Annotated in this window: 19 protein-coding genes; 16 read left to right on the plus strand and 3 right to left on the minus strand. The window is 63.3% G+C overall.

The genetic code is table 11. The features are described from left to right. The first annotated feature begins 100 nt into the window (after nucleotides 1-100). The 15 genes from ACIGJE_RS12685 to ACIGJE_RS12755 all read left to right on the plus strand — a co-directional run bounded on the left by ACIGJE_RS12685 (nucleotide 101) and on the right by ACIGJE_RS12755 (nucleotide 17,206). On the plus strand, nucleotides 101-1,486 hold the full coding sequence (locus tag ACIGJE_RS12685; protein ID WP_311933218.1) for a class II 3-deoxy-7-phosphoheptulonate synthase: 1,386 nt from the start codon (nucleotides 101-103) through the stop codon (nucleotides 1,484-1,486). Nucleotides 1,487-1,704: 218 nt separating this feature from the next. Further along, nucleotides 1,705-2,601 carry a metallophosphoesterase gene (locus tag ACIGJE_RS12690; protein WP_367623941.1) on the plus strand — a complete coding sequence of 299 codons (897 nt, stop codon included), beginning with the start codon at nucleotides 1,705-1,707 and terminating at the stop codon, nucleotides 2,599-2,601. A 131-nt stretch (nucleotides 2,602-2,732) separates the two neighbouring features. Continuing rightward, complete coding sequence (locus tag ACIGJE_RS12695; RefSeq protein ID WP_311933215.1) at nucleotides 2,733-3,593, plus strand: metallophosphoesterase; 861 nt, start codon at nucleotides 2,733-2,735, stop codon at nucleotides 3,591-3,593. A gap of 66 nt (nucleotides 3,594-3,659) precedes the next feature. After that, on the plus strand, nucleotides 3,660-5,264 hold the full coding sequence (locus ACIGJE_RS12700) for a GMC family oxidoreductase (RefSeq protein ID WP_483680183.1): 1,605 nt from the start codon (nucleotides 3,660-3,662) through the stop codon (nucleotides 5,262-5,264). Between the two features lie 135 nt (nucleotides 5,265-5,399). Then, nucleotides 5,400-6,320 (plus strand): polyphosphate kinase 2, encoded by a 921-nt coding sequence (gene ppk2, locus ACIGJE_RS12705; RefSeq protein ID WP_311933213.1) that lies wholly within the window; start codon nucleotides 5,400-5,402, stop codon nucleotides 6,318-6,320. A gap of 183 nt (nucleotides 6,321-6,503) precedes the next feature. After that, the gene (locus ACIGJE_RS12710) at nucleotides 6,504-7,700 is read left to right on the plus strand and encodes a glycine C-acetyltransferase (RefSeq protein ID WP_367623939.1); all 1,197 of its coding nucleotides are present in this window, start codon (nucleotides 6,504-6,506) and stop codon (nucleotides 7,698-7,700) included. Nucleotides 7,701-7,764: 64 nt separating this feature from the next. Then, nucleotides 7,765-8,019: a type II toxin-antitoxin system Phd/YefM family antitoxin gene (locus ACIGJE_RS12715; RefSeq protein ID WP_068287089.1), complete on the plus strand. Its 255-nt coding sequence runs from the start codon at nucleotides 7,765-7,767 to the stop codon at nucleotides 8,017-8,019. After that, nucleotides 8,019-8,432 (plus strand): PIN domain-containing protein, encoded by a 414-nt coding sequence (locus tag ACIGJE_RS12720; protein ID WP_483680185.1) that lies wholly within the window; start codon nucleotides 8,019-8,021, stop codon nucleotides 8,430-8,432. Before ACIGJE_RS12715 ends, ACIGJE_RS12720 begins: the two co-directional genes overlap by 1 nt. Nucleotides 8,433-8,457: 25 nt before the next feature. Then, nucleotides 8,458-9,489, plus strand: a complete 1,032-nt coding sequence (tdh, locus tag ACIGJE_RS12725) for an L-threonine 3-dehydrogenase (RefSeq protein WP_311933210.1) — start codon at nucleotides 8,458-8,460, stop codon at nucleotides 9,487-9,489. A 172-nt stretch (nucleotides 9,490-9,661) separates the two neighbouring features. Then, nucleotides 9,662-10,726: a multiple monosaccharide ABC transporter substrate-binding protein gene (gene chvE, locus ACIGJE_RS12730; protein ID WP_394309914.1), complete on the plus strand. Its 1,065-nt coding sequence runs from the start codon at nucleotides 9,662-9,664 to the stop codon at nucleotides 10,724-10,726. 344 nt (nucleotides 10,727-11,070) lie between these two features. Further along, entirely contained in the window at nucleotides 11,071-12,135 is a 1,065-nt protein-coding gene (gene chvE / locus ACIGJE_RS12735; protein ID WP_367623936.1) for a multiple monosaccharide ABC transporter substrate-binding protein, read from the plus strand. An 80-nt stretch (nucleotides 12,136-12,215) separates the two neighbouring features. After that, the gene (gene mmsA, locus ACIGJE_RS12740; RefSeq protein WP_311933207.1) at nucleotides 12,216-13,745 is read left to right on the plus strand and encodes a multiple monosaccharide ABC transporter ATP-binding protein; all 1,530 of its coding nucleotides are present in this window, start codon (nucleotides 12,216-12,218) and stop codon (nucleotides 13,743-13,745) included. Nucleotides 13,746-13,747: 2 nt separating this feature from the next. Then, on the plus strand, nucleotides 13,748-14,950 hold the full coding sequence (mmsB, locus tag ACIGJE_RS12745) for a multiple monosaccharide ABC transporter permease (RefSeq protein ID WP_311933206.1): 1,203 nt from the start codon (nucleotides 13,748-13,750) through the stop codon (nucleotides 14,948-14,950). A 134-nt stretch (nucleotides 14,951-15,084) separates the two neighbouring features. Further along, nucleotides 15,085-15,432 (plus strand): diacylglycerol kinase, encoded by a 348-nt coding sequence (locus tag ACIGJE_RS12750; RefSeq protein ID WP_394309913.1) that lies wholly within the window; start codon nucleotides 15,085-15,087, stop codon nucleotides 15,430-15,432. A gap of 37 nt (nucleotides 15,433-15,469) precedes the next feature. Then, nucleotides 15,470-17,206 (plus strand): NAD+ synthase, encoded by a 1,737-nt coding sequence (locus ACIGJE_RS12755; protein WP_415083779.1) that lies wholly within the window; start codon nucleotides 15,470-15,472, stop codon nucleotides 17,204-17,206. On the opposite strand, the gene ACIGJE_RS12760 is transcribed toward ACIGJE_RS12755, so the two are convergent. Beyond that, nucleotides 17,161-18,120, minus strand: a complete 960-nt coding sequence (locus tag ACIGJE_RS12760) for a LysR substrate-binding domain-containing protein (protein WP_483677597.1) — start codon at nucleotides 18,118-18,120, stop codon at nucleotides 17,161-17,163. The genes ACIGJE_RS12755 and ACIGJE_RS12760 overlap by 46 nt on opposite strands. A 128-nt stretch (nucleotides 18,121-18,248) precedes the next feature. On the opposite strand from ACIGJE_RS12760, the gene ACIGJE_RS12765 reads away from it, so the two are divergent. After that, a complete protein-coding gene (locus tag ACIGJE_RS12765; protein WP_367623931.1) occupies nucleotides 18,249-18,953 on the plus strand; it encodes an SDR family oxidoreductase in 705 nt (234 codons plus the stop codon). Between the two features lie 73 nt (nucleotides 18,954-19,026). Here the strand turns inward: ACIGJE_RS12765 and ACIGJE_RS12770 are convergent, their stop codons facing one another. Both ACIGJE_RS12770 and ACIGJE_RS12775 read right to left on the minus strand, forming a co-directional pair. Continuing rightward, nucleotides 19,027-20,988: an oxidoreductase gene (locus ACIGJE_RS12770; RefSeq protein WP_367623930.1), complete on the minus strand. Its 1,962-nt coding sequence runs from the start codon at nucleotides 20,986-20,988 to the stop codon at nucleotides 19,027-19,029. A gap of 143 nt (nucleotides 20,989-21,131) precedes the next feature. Further along, nucleotides 21,132-21,965, minus strand: coding sequence for a MipA/OmpV family protein (locus tag ACIGJE_RS12775; RefSeq protein WP_311933200.1), 834 nt, complete (start codon nucleotides 21,963-21,965; stop codon nucleotides 21,132-21,134). Nucleotides 21,966-22,064: the final 99 nt, after the last annotated feature.

The raw sequence follows: 22,064 nt of genomic DNA on the forward strand, positions 1-22,064 counted from the left end.
TATAGAACCGGCCTTCGCCGGAAAACGCCGGCCTCGTGAAAGTATCATAGTCGTGCAGGGCGGCTATAGCCGGTTCGCCCTGAGAACAGGAAGTATACTCATGTCCGAGCGTTGGACACCGCAGAGCTGGCGTTCCAGACCGATCCAGCAGTCGCCCGTCTATCCCGACGAAAAGGCTCTCAACGACGTCGAGGCGACGCTCGCGACCTTCCCGCCGCTCGTTTTTGCCGGTGAAGCACGCAAGCTCAAGCGCCAGCTCGCCAAGGTTGCCGCCGGAGAGGCCTTCCTGCTGCAAGGGGGCGATTGCGCCGAGAGCTTCGCCGAGCATGGCGCCGACAATATCCGCGACTTCTTCCGCGTCTTCCTGCAGATGGCCGTGGTGCTCACCTTCGCCGGCTCCTCGCCGGTGGTGAAGGTCGGCCGCATCGCCGGCCAGTTCGCCAAGCCACGCTCGGCGCCCACCGAGAAAGTCGGCGAGATCGAGCTGCCCGTCTATCGCGGCGACATCGTCAACGGCACCGAATTCACCGCCGAGGCCCGCATTCCCGATCCGCGGCGCCAGCTCGAAGCCTATCGCCAGTCGGCGGCGACGCTCAACCTGCTGCGCGCCTTCGCCAGCGGCGGCTATGCCAATCTCGCCCATGTGCATCAGTGGATGCTCGGCTTCGTCAAGGACTCGCCGCAGAGCTCGAAATATCAGGCTCTGGCCGAGCGCATCACCGAGACGCTCGACTTCATGCGCGCCTGCGGCATCGATCCGGAGTTGCATCCGGAGATGCGCATCACCGATTTCTACACCAGCCACGAGGCCCTGCTGCTCGGCTATGAGCAGGCGATGACCCGCATCGATTCCACCTCGGGCGATCCCTATGCGACCTCGGGCCATTTCGTCTGGATCGGCGACCGCACGCGCCAGCTCGACCACGCCCATGTCGAGTTCTTCCGGGGCGTCAAGAACCCGATCGGCCTGAAATGCGGCCCCTCGCTCAAGCCCGACGAACTGATCAAGCTGATCGACATCCTCAACCCGGAAAACGAGCCGGGTCGCCTGACCCTGATCGCCCGCTTTGGCCATGACAAGGTCGAGCAGCATCTGCCCGAACTCATCCGCGCCGTGAAGCGCGAGGGCCGTTCGGTGGTGTGGTCCTGCGATCCGATGCATGGCAACACGGTGAAGGCGATGAACGGCTACAAGACCCGGCCGTTCGACCAGATCACCGGCGAGATCAAGAGCTTCTTTGCCGTGCACCAGGCCGAAGGCACCTATGCCGGCGGCCTGCATCTGGAGATGACCGGCAAGAACGTCACCGAATGCACCGGCGGCGCCCGTGCCGTGAGCGAAGCCGATCTCGCCGATCGCTACCACACCCATTGCGATCCGCGCCTCAATGCCGAGCAGGCCATCGAGGTCGCCTTCATGGTGGCGGACCTGGTCAAGAAGGAGCGTTCCGGCCAGGTGAAGCCGAGCATCATCGCGGCAGAGTGACGGCGCGCGCCGTCATTCCCCTCGATCGGACAATCGATATGTCGAGAGGCGGGTCCGTTGGCCCGCCTCTTGGCTTTTCAGGCTTTGACCGAGAGGACATTCCCGGCCCAAGCGGGGATTGCGCCGACTTTCCTTCAATCCTGCATCTGTCGGCGATTGTCCCATCATAGCCATGGGGCAGGGTTGCCTTGCCAAGCAACGCAACCCCGTGGATCCCGATGCTGTCCAGACGCCGTTTCCTGCTCAAAGCCGGCCTCGCCACGCCTTTCCTGTCCGGCGGCTACGCCTTCGGCGTCGAGCCGCAGCGTCTCGTGACGACACGCTACCGAATCTCGCCCGGCAATTGGCCTGCCGCACTGGTCCTCAGGATCGCCGTGCTCGCCGACATCCACGCCATCAATCCCTGGATGAGCCCTGCCCACATCGAGCGGATTGCGCGCGCCACCAACGCCCTCGACCCCGACATCGTGCTGCTGGCCGGCGACTACGAGGCCAGCATGCCGCTCTATGGTGTCGGCTCCTATGTCTCGATGGAGGATTGCGCCGAGGCGCTATCGCTGCTTCGGGCGCCTTTGGGCGTGCATGCCGTGCTCGGCAATCACGATCTGGGACGCCGTGGCAGGGGCGGCGACAATGTCCGGCGCGCTTTCGCCGCTTTCGGTATTCCCGTCATGGAGAACAAGGCGGTCCGGCTGGAGAAGAAAGGGAGGGGATTCTGGCTGCTCGGCCTGGGAGACCAGTGGGGAGGTATCCATCGCAGAAGGCTCGACGACCTGCCGGGCACCCTGGCCCAGATGAGCGATGGCTCGCCGGCAATCCTGCTGGCCCATGAACCCGACATCTTTGCCGAGCTGCCGCAACTCGATCACGAACGCCGCATTGCCCTGACGGTCTGCGGACACACCCATGGCGGACAAGTCAGTTTCCCCTTCTATGGTCCGAGAGGCGTGCCCTCCCGCTTCGGCAGGCGTTTTGCCTATGGCCATATCGTCGAGGACGATCGTCATCTGGTGGTTTCCGGCGGCTTGGGCATGACCGGCCTGCCTGTGCGCTTCGGCGTGCCGCCCGAGATCGTGATGGTCACGCTCGGGGGCGGCAGCTCACTGGCGACCTAACACGTCACCGATGCCCGGTTCGCGCACGACGAATGCGCTTTCTTTCCATCGCTCCTGCATATCGTTGCTGCTGCAGCGCCACAAAGATGCGCGAAGATCGTTTCCTTCGTTGCAATACCCCACGGTTCCGCATGCTCTCCAGACGCAATTTCCTCCTCAAGGCCGGCCTTGCCACGCCTCTTCTGTTCGGCGGCTACGCCTTCGGGGTCGAGCCACGACGGTTGCTGGCGACGCAGTACCAAGTCGCACCGCGCCAATGGAGAAGCGGACCGACGCTGCGCATTGCCGTGCTTGCCGACATCCATGCCATCAATCCCTGGATGACCCCGGCCCACATCGAGCAGATCGCCCACACCACCAATGCCCTCAAACCCGACATCGTGCTGCTGGCGGGTGACTACGAGGCCGGCATGGGGCGCTTCGGCGTCGGTTCCTTCGTGCCGATGTCCGAATGCGCCAGGGCGCTTTCCATCCTGCGCGCGCCGCTCGGCGTGCATGCCGTGCTCGGCAATCACGATATCGGCTGGCATGATGGCGACAATGTCCGCCGTGCCTTCAAGGCTCATGGCATCCATGTCATGGAGAATGCGGCGCTGCGGCTCGAGAAGGACGGACGGCCCTTCTGGCTGCTCGGCCTCGGCGATGGCAATTACGGCCTGGACGATCTGCCGGGTACGCTTGCCAAGGTGGGCGACACCGCCCCGGCGATCCTGCTGGCCCATGAACCGGACATCTTCGTCGACGTGCCCGATCATGTCGCCCTGACGGTCTGCGGCCATACGCATGGCGGGCAGGTGGTCCTGCCTGGCGTCGGGGTCATTCATGTGCCCTCGCGCTATGGCAACCGCTTTGCCTATGGCCATATCGTCGAGGGGGATCGCCACCTCGTCGTCTCGGGTGGCCTTGGCATGACGGGTCTGCCGGTGCGCTTCGGCGTGCCGCCCGAGATCGTGCTGATCACCCTGGGGGCAGGGGCGCCTCCGACGGTCTAATCCGTTTGCAACTCAGCTAAAGTTGTGAAACACAACGAACTCGTCAGACAAATGGGGCGGGTTCGAATGGCCATGACTTACGACACCATCATCGTCGGCGGCGGCTCGTCGGGCTGCGTCACCGCCATGCGGCTCGTGCGCGATCTTGGCCAGCGCGTCCTGATGCTGGAAGCCGGCCCCGCCCGCATGAACCCGATCATGCACATGCCGGCCGGCTACATGAAATATCTGGCCAAGGACACCTATCTCACCATGCACAAGATGGAGCGCCAGCCCCAGCTCGACGGGCGCGCCACCATCGTGCCTCAGGGCCGGGTGCTCGGCGGCGGTTCCTCGGTCAACGCCATGGTCTATATGCGCGGCCAGCCTGACGACTATGACAATTGGGCCGAGAATTACGGGGCGGAGGGCTGGCGCTATGCCGATATCCTCCCCCATTTCATTGCGATGGAAGGCAATGCCGACCTGAACACGCCGGTGCATGGCACCGCCGGCCCGCTCAAGGTCACGAGGCCGCTCCATACCTGCGAGATGACGAGGGCCTTCCTTCAGGCGCTGCCGTCCCTGGGTGAGCCGCTCAATCCCGACTTCAATTCCGGACGCCAGCGCGGCGTCGGTCTGATGCAGGGTACCATGGATCCGGTGACGAAGCGTCGCTGCTCGGCCGTGGATGCCTTTCTGCCGCTGGTGCGCGACGACGAACGCTTGACCATCACCACCGAAGCAATCGTGACGCGCCTCGTCATCGAAGGTATCAGCTGCACGGGGGTCGAATATGTGGAAGGCGGGCGGACTCACAGGGCCTCCGCCGCAACGGTGATCCTGGCCGCCGGGACTTATGTCACGCCCAAGCTCCTGATGCTGTCCGGCATCGGCCCGGCCGACCACCTCCTGCGCCACGGCATCAAGCCCAAGGTGGATCTGCCGGGCGTGGGCGAGAACCTGCAGGATCATTGCGAGGTGCCGCTGATCGCCGCCTCCAACGGCCGTTACGGCTATTTCGGCCAGGACAAAGGCTGGAACATGATCCGCAACGGCCTCGACTACCTGTTGCGCAAGCAGGGGCCGGTGACCACCACGGGCGTGGAAGCCTGCGTCTTCACCAATCCCGACGACGCGCAGGCCGATGCCTCGCTGAAGATCTATTGCGTGCCGACCGTCTATCTCGACCGCGACATCACCGACGTCACTGCCTGCGACGGCGTCACTTTCACCACCTGCCTGCTCAGGCCGAAATCGCGGGGGACGGTGAAGTTGCGCTCGTCGGATCCACTCGAGCCGCCGGTCGTCGATGGCGGCTTCCTCAAGCATGCCGAGGATATCCGCCTGATGATCGCGGGCCTGCGTTTTGCCCGCTCCTTTCTGACCGCCTCGCCCATCAAGGAGAAGATTTCCCATGAGATGCTGCCCGGTGCCGACAAGGTTTCCGATGCCGATCTGCACGCCCATTGCAAGCGCATGGTCAAGACCAATTACCATCCGGTCGGGACGGCGCGCATGGGCCGGGACGATGATCCGATGGCGGTGCTCGATTCCCAACTGCGCGTCCGCGGCGTCGAGGGACTGCGTGTGTTCGATTGCTCGGTGATGCCCGAGATCGTCAGCGCCAATACCAATGCCCCAGTCATGGCCATCGCACACCGCGCCGTGGAATGGCTGAAGACGAGCTGAGCCTTGGAGGGGTGCTTGCCGGTTCTGTCACATAACTGAAATATTCCTGCACTACGGGCTTCATCAAAGCATGGGCCTATGGCGCCCGAGACATGCCCGGCCGATCGAAGCGGCCTTCTCGCAAGGAGTATTCGCATGACCACGCCAGCGGATAGCAGACCCAATCTCGACCGCATCCGGCAGGAGATTGCCGACGGCTATGACGAGGAGCTGGAACTGGAGCTGGAGGAGGCCCGCCTCGACCGTATCCTGGGGGATGCGCCCGAGCTGGAAGAGCGCGATACGCTCGACCGCAAGATCTATTTCCGCGAGCTCTTCCGCCTGCAGCACGAACTGGTCGAACTGCAGGACTGGATCCAGCACAACAAGCTGCGGGTGGTCGTGCTGTTCGAGGGGCGCGATTCCGCCGGCAAGGGCGGCGTGATCAAGCGCATTACCCAGCGCCTCAATCCGCGCATCTGCCGCGTGGCAGCCCTGCCGGCACCCAGCGAGCGCGAGCGCACGCAATGGTACTTCCAGCGCTATGTCGCTCATCTGCCGGCCGGCGGCGAAATGGTGCTGTTCGACCGCAGCTGGTACAACCGGGCGGGTGTCGAACATGTCATGGGCTTCTGCACCGATGCCGAATATGAGGAGTTCTTCCGCTCCGCGCCGGAATTCGAGCGCATGCTGGTGCGCTCGGGTATCATCCTGTTGAAATACTGGTTCTCGATCACTGACGAGGAACAGGAATTCCGCTTCAACATGCGCATCCAGGATCCGCTCAAGCAGTGGAAGCTGAGCCCGATGGACGTGGAATCCCGTCGGCGCTGGGAAGACTATACCCGGGCCAAGGAAGTGATGCTGGAGCGTACCCATATTCCCGAAGCGCCCTGGTGGGTGGTCGAGGCGGTCGACAAGAAGCGCGCACGCCTCAACTGCATCAGCCATCTGCTCAATCAGATCCCCTATGGCCAAGTCGAGCATCCGCCGGTGATCCTGCCCGACCGCGAGCGCCATGAAGACTATGTGCGCCATCCCGTGCCGTCGGAAATGTACGTGCCGAAGACGTACTGAGAGGTTGGGGGCGGGTCTTCGGACCCGCCTTTTCCTGCGGCCGAGGATGCCTGCTTGCCCGACCGGTTCGAAGATCGGCGCGCTCGTCTGTTCTCATCTCTTTTCGGCATGATCTCATCATTTGAAGCGCGGCTGGTTTTGGCTTAGGCCTGTGAACCCAAACAGGTACAAGGGAGCCGCCCGATGTCGCTCGTCGATCATGTCAAATCCACCCTGACGGAAATCGCCAAGGACGGTTTGTGGAAGAGCGAGCGCGAGATTGCGGGCCCGCAACGCGCCCGCATCGAAGTGGCCGCCGAGGCCGGCCGGCGGCCGATGCTCAATCTGTGCGCCAACAATTATCTGGGCCTGGCCGACAATCCCGAGATCATCGCCACCGCCAAACAGGCCATGGACGGCCATGGTTTCGGCATGGCCTCGGTGCGATTCATCTGCGGAACGCAGACCCTGCACCGCGAACTCGAGCGCACCATCGCCCGCTATCTCAACAAGGATGATGCTATACTCTTCGCCGCCTGTTTCGACGCCAATGGCGGGGTGTTCGAGCCCCTGCTCGGCGCCGAGGACGCCATCATCTCCGACAGCCTGAACCATGCCTCGATCATCGACGGCGTGCGCCTGTGCAAGGCCAAGCGCTATCGCTTCGCCAATGGCGACATGAACGATCTCGAGGTGCAGTTGCAGGCGGCCAAGGTGGACAATGCCCGCCACATCATCATCGCCACCGACGGCGTGTTTTCCATGGACGGCTATCTCGCCGACCTGAAGACGCTCACGGATCTTGCCGGGCGCTACGGGGCGAATGTGATGGTGGATGATTGCCACGCCACCGGCTTCATCGGTCCCGAGGGACGCGGCACGCCCGCTCGCGCCGGGGTGGAGGACAAGGTCGATATCCTCACCGGCACGCTGGGCAAGGCCTTGGGTGGCGCGATGGGTGGCTATGTCGCCGCCAGCCAGCCGATCATCGATCTCCTGCGTCAGCGTGCACGTCCCTATCTTTTCTCCAATTCTTTGGCCCCGCCGGTCGCGGCCGGCTCGATGAAGGCGATCGAGTTGGCTCAGGCGGGCGATGACTTGCGCGAAAAACTGTTCGCCAACACCAGGCGTTTCCGGGCCGGATTGGAAAAAGCAGGCTTCGAACTTCTGCAGGGTGAGACGCCGATCATTCCGGTGATGCTGCATGATGCGCGGCGCGCCCAGGAGATGGCTCGGGCGCTCGACGAGCGCGGCGTCTATGTCGCCGGGTTCTTCTTCCCGGTGGTGCCGAAGGGCAGGGCGCGCATCCGCACCCAGATGTCGGCCGGGCTGACGGAAGCTGACATTGATTTTGCCATCGACGCCTTCACCGATGCCGGCAAGGCTTTGGGCGTGATCTGATCTTTTTGCGTGATTGGCTTTGCAGGATGTAGTATTGTAACTACATATCCTGCGGAGGTCTCCGATGAAGCACATGAGCAGCCGGGAGTTCAATCACGACATCGGCAAAGCCAAGCGCGCCGCGGAGGAAGGCCCGCTCGTGATCACCGATCGCGGCAAGCCGGCCTTCGTGTTGCTTAAGCATGAGGAATATCAGCGCCTTGTCGGGGAAGAGCCAAGCATCGTGGATTTGCTCCGCCAGGACGAACCGGAAGCGGATTTCGATTTCGAGCCGCCGCGCTTGCGTGAGATCGTGCGCAGGGAGACGGTATTCGACTGATGTTCCTGCTGGATACCCATGTCCTCTCCGAGTTGCGTCGTCCTCGTCTTGCCGCGCCAAAGCTTCTCGAATGGGCTTACGCCACCGCCAGATCGAGACAATTCATCTCTGCAGTCACTTTGATGGAACTCGAAATTGGCGTGTTGTCGATCGAGCGGCGTGATCCCGCGCAAGGCGGAATTCTTCGTAACTGGTTGGTTGGCAAAGTCGAGCCCAGTTATGATGGCCGGATTTTACAGTTTGGATCTCGGACCGCGCAGATATGTGCGCGCCTGCATGTCCCGGACCGGCGTCCCGAACGGGATGCGATGATTGCGGCTACGGCCTTGGAGCATGGCCTGACCATGGTCACCCGAAATGTCGCCGATTTTAGCCCCCTCGGCGTTCCTGTCTTCAACCCCTGGCAAGCCTGAAGGCCTCCCAAGAAAGCCCTGACAGATGAAAGCCCTCGTCAAATCCAAGCCCGAACCCGGCCTTTGGTTTTCGGACAATGAGCCGATGCCTGAACTCGGTCCCAACGATGTCCTAGTGAAGGTGCGGAAAACCGGCATCTGCGGCACCGACATCCACATCTACAAATGGGACGCCTGGGCCCAGAAGACGGTGCCGGTACCGATGATCGTCGGTCATGAATATGCCGGCGAGATCGTCGAGATCGGCTCGGCCGTGCACAGCCTCAAGATCGGCGAGCGGGTGTCCGGCGAAGGCCATGTCATCGGCATGAAGAGCCGGGCGACGCGGGCAGGGCGCTTCCACCTCGATCCCGACACCCGCGGCATCGGCGTCAACATGCCCGGCGCCTTCGCCGAATATGTGAAGGTACCGGCCTTCAACATCGTGCCGCTGCCCGATGAGGTCGACGACGAACTCGGCGCCATCCTCGATCCGCTCGGCAACGCGGTGCATACGGCGCTGTCCTTCGACCTCGTCGGCGAGGACGTGCTGATCACCGGCGCCGGCCCAATCGGTATCATGGCCGGGGCCGTCGCCCGCCATGCCGGCGCGCGCCATGTCGTGATCACCGACATCAATCCTGTCCGCCTCGACCTTGCTGCCAAGGTGGCCGATGTCGTGCCGGTCAACGTCGCCAAGGAAGATCTGCGCGACGTGATGACCCGCCTGAGGATGAAGGAAGGCTTCGATGTCGGCCTGGAGATGAGCGGCGCACCGGCGGCTTTCCAGCAGATGCTCGACGTCATGCTGATGGGCTCCAAGATCGCCATGCTTGGCATTCCCGCCACGCCCTTCGCCGTCGACTGGAACAAGATCGTCTTCAAGATGCTGACCATCAAGGGCATCTATGGCCGCGAGATGTTCGAAACCTGGCACAAGATGCTGGCCATGCTGCAGAGCGGGCTCAATATCCGCCCGGTGATCACCCACCGCCTGGCCGTCGCCGACTATCTCGAGGGCTTCGAGACGATGGCGCGCGGCGAGTGCGGCAAGATCGTGCTTGACTGGAATGCCTGAAGGGCAGGGGTGGCCGATTGCGTCTCGGCGAGGACGATCCATGAGGTCCGTGCATCATGGGTCGTTGACAGGTTGAGGCACTAATCTATCATTCGTCGTACCATTGCAGCGAAAGATCGGCCGCTGCAGTGACGAAAATTGAGGTACGTAACTCATTAAATCGGGAGGCACTATGGGATTGTTTCAAAAACTGTGTCTGGCGAGCGCCTTGGTCGCGGGCGTTCTGGTGACACCGGCCTTGGCACAGGACAAGGGCACCGTCGGCATCGCCATGCCGGACAAGACGGTCGAGCGCTGGATCGACGACGGCAAGAATGTCGTCAAGCAGTTGGAAGCCAAGGGGTATGGCGCCGACTTGCAATATGCCAATGGCGATATTCCCGGCCAGCTCGCCCAGATCGAGAACATGCTCACCAAGGGCGACAAGGTGCTGGTGATCGCGGCGATCGACGGCACCACGCTGGCCGATGCTCTCAAGGCCGCCGCCGCCAAGGGCGTCAAGGTCATCGCCTATGACCGCCTGATCCGCAATTCGGAGAATGTCGACTATTACGCCACCTTCGACAATTTCCAGGTCGGCGTGCTACAGGCCCAGTCGCTCGAGACCGCCCTCGGCCTCAAGGACGGCAAGGGACCCTTCAACATCGAGCTGTTCGGCGGCTCGCCGGACGACAACAACGCCTTCTTCTTCTACAACGGCGCCCTGTCCGTTCTTCAGCCTTATCTCGACAGCGGCAAGCTGGTGGTGCAGTCCAAGCAGATGGGCATGGACAAGGTCGGTACGCTGAACTGGGACGGCTCGCTCGCCCAGTCGCGCATGGATAACCTTCTCTCCGCCTTCTACACCGACAAGAAGGTCGACGCGGTGCTCTCGCCGAACGACACCCTGGCCCACGGCATCGTCGCCTCGCTGAAGGCGGCCGGCTATGGCTCGGGCGACAAGCCCATCCCCTTCATCTCCGGCCAGGATGCGGAAGTCGCATCCGTCAAGGCGATCATCGCCGGTGACCAATATTCCACCGTCTTCAAGGATACCCGCGACCTGGCTAAGGTGTCGGTCGGTATGGTCGATGCCGTGCTCTCCGGCGGCAAGCCCGAGATCAACGATACCAAGAGCTACGACAACGGCAAGAAGGTGGTGCCGACCTATCTGCTCAAGCCCGTCCTGGTCACCAAGGACAACTGGAAGCAGGTGCTGGTCGACAGCGGCTACTATAAGGAAGATCAGTTGAAGTAGGGGCTCGGGACGTCGAGCGGTAACCCGCGACCGCAACGCCGGCCGTTCCCCTGACCGGATTGACATGCGATGACGAGAGGCGTCACCGTCGCTCTTATGGGCCGGTGGCGCATCATCTGTTTGCTAATTGTATTACCAATTGACAAGCATCGGAAAGCTCTTATGAATTCTGAGCCTCGCGGGAAGAAACACCCCTTGGCGGCACGGTTCTGGACGCATTCGGCTGTGCCCCGGGGGTGAGAAGAGGCTCCATTGGAGCCGCTTCGATTCCTGTCGTCGGCTGAGGGGCTATTTCTAGACCCGGTTCGTCCCGGACCGGGAAAACGTCAACTTGGGAGAGAGACGTGAAACTATTCAAATCCTTGCTTTTGGCTGCTGCCTTCGGTGCGATCACCCTCGCATCGCCGGCCCTTGCCCAGGATAAGGGGCCTGTTGGCATCGCCATGCCGACCAAGACTTCGGAGCGCTGGATCGACGACGGCAACAATGTCGTCAAGCAGCTCCAGGCCAAGGGCTATGCCACCGACCTGCAATATGCCGACGACGATATCCCCAACCAGCTCGCCCAGATCGAGAACATGCTGACCAAGGGCGACAAGGTCCTGGTGATCGCCTCGATCGACGGCACCACGCTCGCCGACGTGCTCAAGGAGGCTGCGGCCAAGGGCGTCAAGGTCATCGCCTATGACCGCCTGATCCGCAATTCGGAGAATGTCGACTACTACGCCACCTTCGACAATTTCCAGGTCGGCGTGCTGCAGGCCCAGTCGCTGGAGAGCGGCCTCGGCCTCAAGGACGGCAAGGGCCCCTTCAACATCGAGCTGTTCGGCGGCTCGCCCGACGACAACAACGCCTTCTTCTTCTACAACGGCGCGATGTCGGTGCTGCAGCCTTACATCGACAGCGGCAAGCTGGTCGTGCAGTCCAAGCAGGCAGGCATGGACAAGGTCGGTACGCTGCGCTGGGACGGTTCGCTCGCCCAGTCGCGCATGGATAACCTTCTCTCCGCTTTCTACACCGACAAGAAGGTCGACGCGGTATTGTCTCCCTATGATGGCCTGTCGCGCGGCATCATCGCTTCGCTGAAGGCCGCCGGCTACGGCTCGGGCGACAAGCCCATGCCCTTCATCTCGGGCCAGGATGCCGAAGTCGCATCCGTCAAGGCGATCATCGCCGGCGACCAGTACTCGACGATCTACAAGGATACGCGCCAGCTCGCCAAGGTCTCGGTCGACATGGTCGATGCCGTGCTCTCCGGCGGCAAGCCCGAGATCAACGACACCAAGAGCTACGACAACGGCAAGAAGGTGGTGCCGACCTATCTGCTCAAGCCCGTCCTGGTCACCAAGGACAACTGGAAGCAGGTGCTGGTCGATGGTGGCTACTACAAGGAAGACCAGCTGAAATAAGTGGTCGTCCTTAAAACCATGTTAGGGTATCGGGCGGCTGGCACCACGGTGCCGGCCGCCCTTTTCACAGGTCATCCACTATGACAGCCATCCTGGAAATGCGGGGCATCACCAAGACCTTTCCGGGGGTCAAGGCGCTCAGCAACGTCAACCTCACGGTCAACGAGGGCGAAATTCACGGCGTGGTCGGCGAGAATGGCGCCGGCAAATCAACCCTGATGAAGGTGCTGAGTGGGGTCTATCCCCACGGCTCCTACGAAGGGGAGATTCGCTTCCGCGGCAAGGAATGCCACTTCAAGGATATCCGCCAGTCTGAAGAGCTCGGCATCATCATCATCCATCAGGAACTTGCCCTGGTGCCGCTGCTCTCCATCGCCGAGAACATCTTCCTCGGCAACGAGCAGGCCACCGGTGGACTGATCGATTGGCCCCTGACCTATGGCAAGACCCGCAAGGTGCTGGATAAGGTCGGGCTGAGGGAATCGCCGGACACGCTCATCACCAATATCGGCGTGGGCAAGCAGCAGCTCGTCGAGATCGCCAAGGCCTTGTCGAAGGACGTCAAGCTGCTGATCCTCGACGAGCCGACGGCCAGTCTTAACGAAAGCGACAGCGATGCCCTGCTTGACCTCCTGCTGGAGTTCAAGCGCCAGGGCATTTCCTCGATCCTGATCTCGCACAAGCTCAACGAGATCTCCAAGGTCTGCGACGAGATCACGGTGATCCGCGACGGTGCCTCGATCGAGACCCTCGACTGCCGCAACGAGGCGATCAGCGAAGACCGCATCATCAAGGGCATGGTCGGGCGCGAAATGGCGGACCGCTATCCCAGCCGCGAGCCCAAGATCGGCGAGCCGGTGCTGGAGATCAAGGACTGGGTGGTGCACCACCACGAGCATTCCGATCGCCAGGTGGTCAAGGGCGTGAACTTCACCGTGCGCAAGGGCGAGGTCGTCGGCATCTCCGGCCTGATGGGCGCCGGGCGGACGGAGCTCGCCATGAGCATCTTCGGCCAGTCCTACGGCCAGCGCATCAGCGGCCAGGCCCTGATGCACGGCAAGCCGGTGGATCTGTCCACCATCCACAAGGCGCTGGCCAACGGCCTGGCCTATGTCACGGAGGACCGTAAGCAGCTCGGCCTCGTCCTCGAAGAGGACATCATCAAGAACATCACGCTCAGCAACCTCGAGGGGGTGTCGAAGAATTCCATCATCGACGACATCAAGGAATTGCGGGTGGCCAACGACTACCGGCGCAAGCTGAACATCCGCTCTCCCAACGTCTTCCAGAAGACGGTGAACCTGTCGGGCGGCAATCAGCAGAAGGTGGTGCTCTCCAAATGGCTGTTCTCCAATCCTGAACTGCTGATGCTCGACGAGCCGACGCGCGGGATCGATGTCGGTGCGAAATACGAAATCTACAGCATCATCAACGAGATGGTGAATGAAGGTAAAGCCGTGCTGATGATTTCCTCCGAGATGCCGGAACTGCTCGGCATGTGCGATCGCATCTATGTGATGAATGCAGGTCGCTTCGTAGGCGAATTCCCCGGGGCCGAGGCCACCCAAGAAAAGATCATGCGCGCCATCATGCGTGCGGAAGGGCATTGACGATGACGACAAACACTGTGGAAGCTCAAGGCTCATCGCCCAAGAAATCCATCCTTGAATATATCAGCGGCAACATCCGCGACTATGGCCTGCTGATCTCGCTGATCGTCATCGTCGGCTTCTTCCAATATATGACGGAAGGGCGGATGCTGGCGCCCTCCAACATCAACAACATTCCCAACCAGAACGGCTATGTCATCGTCATGGCGCTCGGCATGCTGCTGGTGATCGTGGCCGGCCATATCGACCTGTCGGTCGGCTCGGTCTGCGCCTTCACCGGCGCCGTCGCCGCGACCCTGATGGTGAAGCTGGGCTGGCATTGGGCACCGGCGGCGGTCGCCACCCTGGTGGTCGGGGCGCTCATCGGCGGCATCCAGGGCTATTTCATCGCCTATCTGCGCATTCCCTCCTTCATCGTCACCCTGGCGGGCATGCTGGTGTTTCGAGGGCTGACCTATCGCCTGCTTGGCAATACCAATGTCGGTCCGCTACCGGCCGAGTTCAACCAGCTCAGTGCCGGCTGGATTCCCGATCCGTTCGCATCCCCGGGCTTCTTTACCACCACCTTCGCCCTTGGCCTGATCGCCGCTGCGCTGTTCATCCTGGTGAACATCAAGGGCCGGATGACGCGGCTCAAGCACGGCGTGGAGGAAGAGCCGATGGCGATCTTCATCGGCCGCAACATCCTGATGGCGGTCGCTACCGTCTATGTCGGCTATCTCCTCGCCATGTATCGTGGCCTGCCGATGGTGCTGATCATCCTGCTGGCGCTGACGCTGCTCTATGTCTTCGTCACCACCCGCACCGTGGTCGGCCGGCGCATCTATGCCCTCGGCGGCAACGAGAAGGCAGCCAAGCTCTCGGGCATCAACACCGATCGCCTCATCCTGTTGACCTTCGTCAATATGGGCGCGCTGGCGGCGCTGGCCGGGCTCATCGTCACCTCGCGCTTCGGCGGCATGGCGACACCCAAGGCCGGCGACGGCTATGAGCTCGACGTCATCGCAGCCTGCTTCATCGGCGGCGCTTCGGCTTCGGGGGGCGTCGGCAAGATCACTGGCGCGGTGATCGGCGCCCTGCTGATGGGCGTGATGAATGTCGGCATGTCGATCCTCGGTCTCGGCATCGACGACCAGAAATGGATCAAGGGCCTGGTGCTGCTCTTCGCCGTCTGCCTCGACGTCTACTACAAGAAGAAGCGCTGACAGACGGGACGTCGATCACGCATGCCGGCCTTCGGGCCGGCATTTGCGTTGTGGCGTCTCGATTGCATGCCCCGATTATACTTGGCGATTGCCGCTGCCTGGCCTTAAAACGCCTGCCACTCTCGGGAGCGGTCATGGAGCGAATCGTCAAGGCATTCTTCAATTCGGCAGCGGGTCTTGCCCATGCCGTCCGCTATGAATTGGCGGTGCGCCAGGAGGTCATCGTCCTGCTCGTCGCGGTGCCGGCGAGCTTCTTGGTTACCGAGAGCTGGTGGAAGCGCCTTGCCCTGATCGGCGTCATCCTGCTGGTACTGATGGTGGAACTGCTCAACACGGCCATCGAAGCGCTGTCGGACCATGTCACGCCCGACCGTCATCCCCATATCCGCATCGTCAAGGATCTCGGTTCGGCAGCGGTGTTCACGGCGCTCACCTTGGCGGGGCTGACCTGGCTTCTCGCGCTGGCCGAAAGGCTGGTGTAAGGATGGCGGATCATTCTTGTCCGCCTTTGAAGAGACCATGAGCACCGATATTCTGCGCATTGCCGTTGCCCAGCTCAAACCAACGCTCGGCGACATCGCCGGCAATCTCGCCAAGGCGCGCGCGGCGCGGGCCAGCGCGCGGGAGCAGGGCGCCGATCTCGTGCTGTTCACCGAACTTTTCCTCTGCGGCTATCTGCCCGAGGATCTGGTACTCAAGCCCGCTTTCCAGGATGCCTGCCGCGCCGCGCTGGAGGACTTCGCCCGCGATACGGCCGATGGCGGACCGGCGGCGCTGGTCGGCCTGCCCTGGCGCGAGAAGGACAAGCTGCACAACGCGGTAGCGCTGGTGGACAAGGGAATCGTCGCTGCCGTCCGCTTCAAGAACGATCTGCCCAATTACGGCGTGTTCGACGAAAAGCGCGTGTTCCAGCCGGGGCCCTTGCCGGGGCCGATCGCCTTTCGCGGTGTGCGCCTGGGCGTGCCGATCTGCGAGGATATCTGGGGCCATGACGTGGTCGAGTGCCTGGCCGAAACGGGCGCCGAAATCCTGCTTGTGCCCAATGGTTCGCCCTATCATCGCGACAAGTCCGACATCCGGCTCAATGTCGCGGTGGCACGCGTTACCGAATCCGGCCTGCCCATGCTCTACGCCAATGAGGTTGGCGGCCAGGACGAGGTGATCTTTGACGGCGCCTCCTTCGCCCTCAATGCCGATCATCGCCTGGCGGTGCAACTGCCGGCCTTCCGGGAGGCGATCGTCACAACGACCTGGCGGCGCGGGGCGCAGGGCTGGGCCTGCGAACCGGGCGTGGTCGAGCCGGTGGAGGAGGGCGAGGAAGCCGATTACCAGGCCTGCGTCCTGGGCCTGCGCGACTATGTCGACAAGAATGGCTTTCCCGGCGTGGTGCTCGGCCTGTCCGGCGGTGTCGATTCGGCCCTGGTGGCGGCCATGGCGGTGGATGCGCTCGGACCGGAGCGGGTGCATTGCGTGATGCTGCCCTATCGCTACACCTCCAAGGAATCCCTGAAGGATGCCTTGGAATGCGCTACGGCGCTGGGTGTGCGCTATGACGTCGTACCGATCGAGGCCCCGGTGAGCGGGCTGGAGAGCGTGCTCGAGCCGCTGTTCGCCGGCCAACCCCGCGGCATCGCCGAGGAGAACATGCAAAGCCGCACCCGTGGCACCATCCTGATGTCGATCTCCAACAAGTTCGGCGCCATGGTGGTGACCACCGGCAACAAGTCGGAGATGTCGGTCGGCTATTGCACGCTCTATGGCGACATGAATGGCGGCTTCAACCCGATCAAGGATCTCTACAAGACCGAGGTCTATCGCCTGTGCGAGCTGCGCAATCGCTGGAAACCGGTGGATGCCAAGGGGCCGGCGGGTGTGGTGATTCCGCGAAACATCCTGACCAAGGCTCCATCTGCCGAATTGCGCGAGAACCAGAAGGACCAGGATTCGCTGCCACCCTATGACGTGCTCGACGACATCCTGCGCTGCCTGGTCGAAAGCGAGATGCGGGTCAGCGAGATCGTGGCGCGCGGCCATGACGAGGAGACCGTGCGCAAGGTCGAGCGCCTGCTCTATCTGGCCGAATACAAGCGCCGCCAGGCCGCCCCCGGCGTGAAGGTGACGGAGAAGAATTTCGGCCGTGATCGCCGTTATCCGATCACCAACCGGTTCCGGGACGGCAACAAGGCTGCCTTCGTGCCGGATGCTGCGCTCTATCGCGTCTCCACCACTGCGAGCGCGGACGCCGTCGATTTCTGAGCCGCCGGGTTGTCTACTCGCGCCTCCGCCTGGGCCGTCTCGATGAGCCAGCGCCGGACCGCGTCCGTGGGTTCGGGATGGCGCTGCCGGCGCGGCAGCACCACGTAGAAATCATGGCCGCCGGACATTACGGTCGCCACAGGCTGGATGAGCCGGCCGGTGGCGAGATCGCCGGCGACCAGGAAACGGCTGGCGAGCGCGATGCCCTGGCCGGCGGCCGCCGCCTCGATTGCCAGTCCCGTCTGGTTGAAGCGCATCCGTCGCGGCTCGACGAGCGGCTTCAGCCCCAGCGCCCGCTCGAGAAACTCCGGCCACAGATTATGGGTGTCGTGCAGAAGCGTGTAGCTCAAGATCTCGGCCGGTTCGATGCCGTTCGAGCCGGCCGGCAGCAAGGCGGGGGCGCAGACGGCGATGACGTGCTGCGGAAACAGGCGCTCCACTACAAGGCCCGGCCCGAAGGGCAGGCGACCCTGGCGTACCGCGATGTCGACACCGTCGCTCTGGAAATTCGACAGGCTTTCATTAGCGAGAATGCGCAGGTCGACGAGCGGATGCTCGGCCACGAAGTGAGGCAGTCTCGGGATCAGCCATTTGGTGGCGAAGCTCGGCGTGACGCTGATCGTCAGCCGGGCAGGCTCGGGCCGCAGGCCCAATGTCGCGTCGGCGATGAGTTCGAAGGCTCGGCGGACAGGAGGCAGGTAGCCGTGCCCGGCATGAGTGAGCGTAAGCCCGCGCGGCAGCCGCTCGAACAGCTTGACGCCAAGATCGGCCTCCAGCCCTCTGATATGCTGGGCGACGGCGCCCTGGGTCACGTTGAGCTCCTCGGCGGCGAGGCGGAAGTTCAGATGGCGTGCGGCGGCTTCGAAGGCACGCAGGGCCTTGAGCGGAGGAAGGCGGGGCAGGGCGTCCGGCATGCAGTAGTTTTTCTACAGGATGAGAGCAGCTATTCTGGCTCGAATGGGAGCTGGATTGCCAGTATATCAGGTGCATGGTCCCTTTGTCGCGGCCTCCCGCCGCTCCGGGGCATGGAAGGATGATTCCGATGGCAGCAGAAAAAGTAGCGATCGTCACGGCCGGGGGCAGTGGCATGGGAGCGGCGGCCGCCAGGCGCTTGGCCAAGGATGGCTATAGGGTTGCCATTCTCTCCTCCTCCGGCAAGGGCGAGGCCATCGCCCGGGAATTGGGGGGCCTCGGCGTCACCGGTTCCAACCAGTCCAATGAGGACCTGCAGCGCCTCACTGACCTGACGCTCGAACGCTGGGGGCGTGTCGATGTGCTGGTCAACAGCGCAGGCCATGGTCCGCGCGCGCCGCTTCTGGAGATCACCGACGAGCAATGGCACACGGGGCTCGACGTCTATCTGATGAATGTGATCCGTGCGACCCGCGTGGTGGCACCGGCGATGATCCGTCAGAAGAGCGGCGCCATCATCAATATCTCGACGGCCTGGGCCTTCGAGCCGACGGCGATGTTCCCGACCTCGGCGGTCTTCCGCGCCGGGCTTGCCGCCTACACCAAGCTCTTCGCCGATCAGCATGCCGCCGACAATGTGCGCATGAACAATGTGCTGCCGGGCTGGATCGACAGCCTGCCGGCCACCGAGGAGCGCCGCGACAGCGTGCCGATGGGGCGCTACGGCACCAGCGAGGAGATCGCCGCCACCATCGCCTTCCTCGCCTCGGAGGGCGCCGGCTACATCACGGGCCAGAACATCCGGGTCGACGGCGGGCTGATGCGCTCGCTCTGACAGAACATGGTCGGAGTGCCGATTCCCGGGTAGGCGGACGTCTTGTCCGCGCACCCGGAAGGACGTCGTGCTCTCAGAGGGCCCAGCCGACCTTCAGGCCTTCCAGCACGGCTTCCTCGGCCGTGCGGGGCGTCAGGCAGTCGCCGATGCTGTGGATCTCCGCCACCAGGCCCTCCAGCTCGGCTTCCAGAGCATTGACGGCCTCATGGCCCAGCGAGGTCACCAGCGTGTCGATGCCGTCGATGATGATCGGCTCGCGCCCGGTGACATGGGCGAGATAGACGGTCTGGCCGTCGACGCCGTAGAGATCGGCATAGGGGATGACCTCGATGCCGAGATCGTGCAGCACGCCGGCCCAATGGTCGCGGACATAGGCCTGGATACGCTGGCCCGGCATGTAGCCATTGACGGCGAGGCGGACCTTGCAGCCCGCCCGCGCCAGCTTCTCGGCGACGCCCATGCCGATCCAATCACAGCGCCAGTCCGCCACCAGGACGGAACTGCCGACATTGGCCTCGTCACGGAGTACTTGCCAGGCGTCGACGACATGGGCGGTCTCGGCACCGGGCAGTTCGGGATGGCGGGGCGTGGCACCGGTCGCGATGATGACCACGTCCGGCCGTTCGCGCTCGACCAGAGCACGGTCGACCCTGGTGTTCCTCACCACGGTGACGCCGGCGAGCTCCGCCTCACGGGTGAGGTTGGTGACGATGCCGCCGAATTCCATGCGTCGCGGCAGCAATTGCGCCAGCAGGGCCTGTCCGCCGAGCCGGCCCGAGGCTTCGTAGAGCGTGACGTCATGGCCGCGCGAGGCGGCGATGCTGGCGGCTTTCATGCCGGCCGGACCACCGCCCGCCACCAACACTTTCTTCGCAGCGCCGGCGGGCAGCACCTTGCCGTAGCGCAGCTCGCGCCCGGTCTCGGGGTGCTGGATGCAGGAGATGGGCACGCCGAGCTGGAAATGGCCGATGCAGGCCTGGTTGCAGGCGATGCAGGCGCGGATGTCGTCGAAGCGGCCCTGCTCGGCCTTGGCGGGCATATCGGGGTCGCAGATCAGCGCGCGCGTCATGCCGACCATGTCGGCCTCGCCCTTGGCGATCAGTTGCTCGGCATCCTGGGGCTGGTTGACGCGCCCGGCATAGAAGACGGGGGTCTTTACCTTGCGCTTCACCGCTGCCGCCGATGGCGCGCCATAGGCACTGGAGAAGGCCATGGCGGGGGCGATGTGCACGGCACCGCCAAAGCTGGCGGAGGATCCGACCGTCAGGTTGAAATAATCGAAGCTTCCGTCGAGGGCGGTGAGCACCTCCGCCACTTCCTCGGGCGTGAGGCCGTTGAGGTCACTGTCCTCGGATGAGAAGCGCAGGCCGACCACGAAATCCGGCCCCGTCCTGGCACGGATGGCGGCAAGGCTCTCGCGGATGAAGCGCAGGCGGTTGTCCAGCGAGCCGCCATAGGCATCCTCGCGTACATTCACGCGCGGATTGACGAATTGCGAGGGCAAATAGCCGTGGCTGCCGACGATCTCCACCCCGTCGATCCCGGCCTGTTCGAGCCGACGGGCAGCCTCGCCATAGCCCTCGACGATCTCGCCGATCATCGTTGTGCTCATGGCGCGCGGCATGACGTGGAAGCGCTGGTTGGGCACGGCGGAGGGCGCGTAGGCAACGGGGGCGGTGCCTTCGGCCGTCTCCATGATCTCGCGGCCGGGATGGAAGAGCTGGCCGAACACGGCCGCACCTTCGGCGTGGCAGACCTCGGCAAGGCGCCGGTAACCGGGGATGCAGTCGTCGCTGGTCGCCATCAGGAGGTGGGAGGTGTAGCGCGCCGTCTCGTGCACGCCGGCAACCTGCAGCACGATCAATCCGACGCCGCCCTGGGCGCGCGCCTGCTGATAGGCGATCAACGCGTCATTGGGCACGAAGGCCGTGGGCAGGGTGGTGTCATGCCCGGTGGACATGATGCGGTTCTTGATGCGCAGATTGCGGATCGTGAACGGCGAATAGAGGTGGGGGAGGGCGGCGGACTGGCTCACGGGGCCTCGCAGAAGCTGGACCCGTACTGGGTGCACGGGACCGATCCCGCAATCAACATGGCCGATTGTCGCGACGAGCATGGCTCGGCGCTGGTGAGGCATATCCCGGGCGCCCGCGCACCCGGGGATAGCTGCGGGGCGTCTCAGAGATTGAAGTCGAAGCGATAGCTGGCCGATACGCCGATCGTGAACTGGTTCGGGGAGCCGCGCTCCTTGACCAGGCTCGATTTGGAAGCGGGACCGGTGAGACGGCTATATTCGGCAAAGGCGCTGGTTGTGATCTTGTCCGTGGTCTTCCAGGTGAGCGCGCCGCCGACGCCAACCGATTTCAGGCCACCGCCGGGCGAATAGGGGCTAAGGCCCGAAGCGAGCGATTCCTGCAGGTTCACGCCGTAATAGGCGTCGAAATAGCTGCGTGTAGCCAGGGAGACCCGGGGCCCGCCGGAAATACGCCAATCCGGTGCGATATCATAGAAGGCGTCTGCGGCGATATCGGCGACCAGGCCGTGATGCGAACGGATGCCATGCCGCAATTCGGCCCGCAGACGCAGCCACTCGGTCGGATAGATATCGGCGAAGATGCCGAGTTCGCCGCCCCAGCGTACCGGCTTGAGGCCCTTGAGATCATCGTCGGTGGAGCCGTCGCGCTCGAACAGGATCTTGCCGACCGGGCCGATGCGCAGGAAACCATTGTCGAGGAGGCCCAGGCCCGGATTGTCGTTGCGCGAGGTGAAGGCCGGGCCCTTGCCCTGGCGCGACAGCGAGACGATGGGCGAGGGCAGGAAGCTGAAATCCTTGGCGCCTTCATATTTGGGGCCCATGGCGGCTGTGGCGCCGAGCTCCAGCGACCAGCCGCCGGCGATGTAGTTGTCCCAGAATCCCGTCGGCGTATAGGAAGAGGACTGGGCCAGCGCCGGCGTCGCCAGAACGGCAAGAACTCCTGCCGCAACGGCAGTCTTCAGGGAGGTACGCAACATCACTTTATTCCCATTTCCGGTCGCGGCAGGAACGGCCGCGAACCTGGCCGCACAATGCCTTCGAGGTGACAACAAACAATGAAGGATGGCACGAATAAT

The sequence above is a fragment of the Labrys sp. E2SS-1L genome (assembly GCF_057073705.1).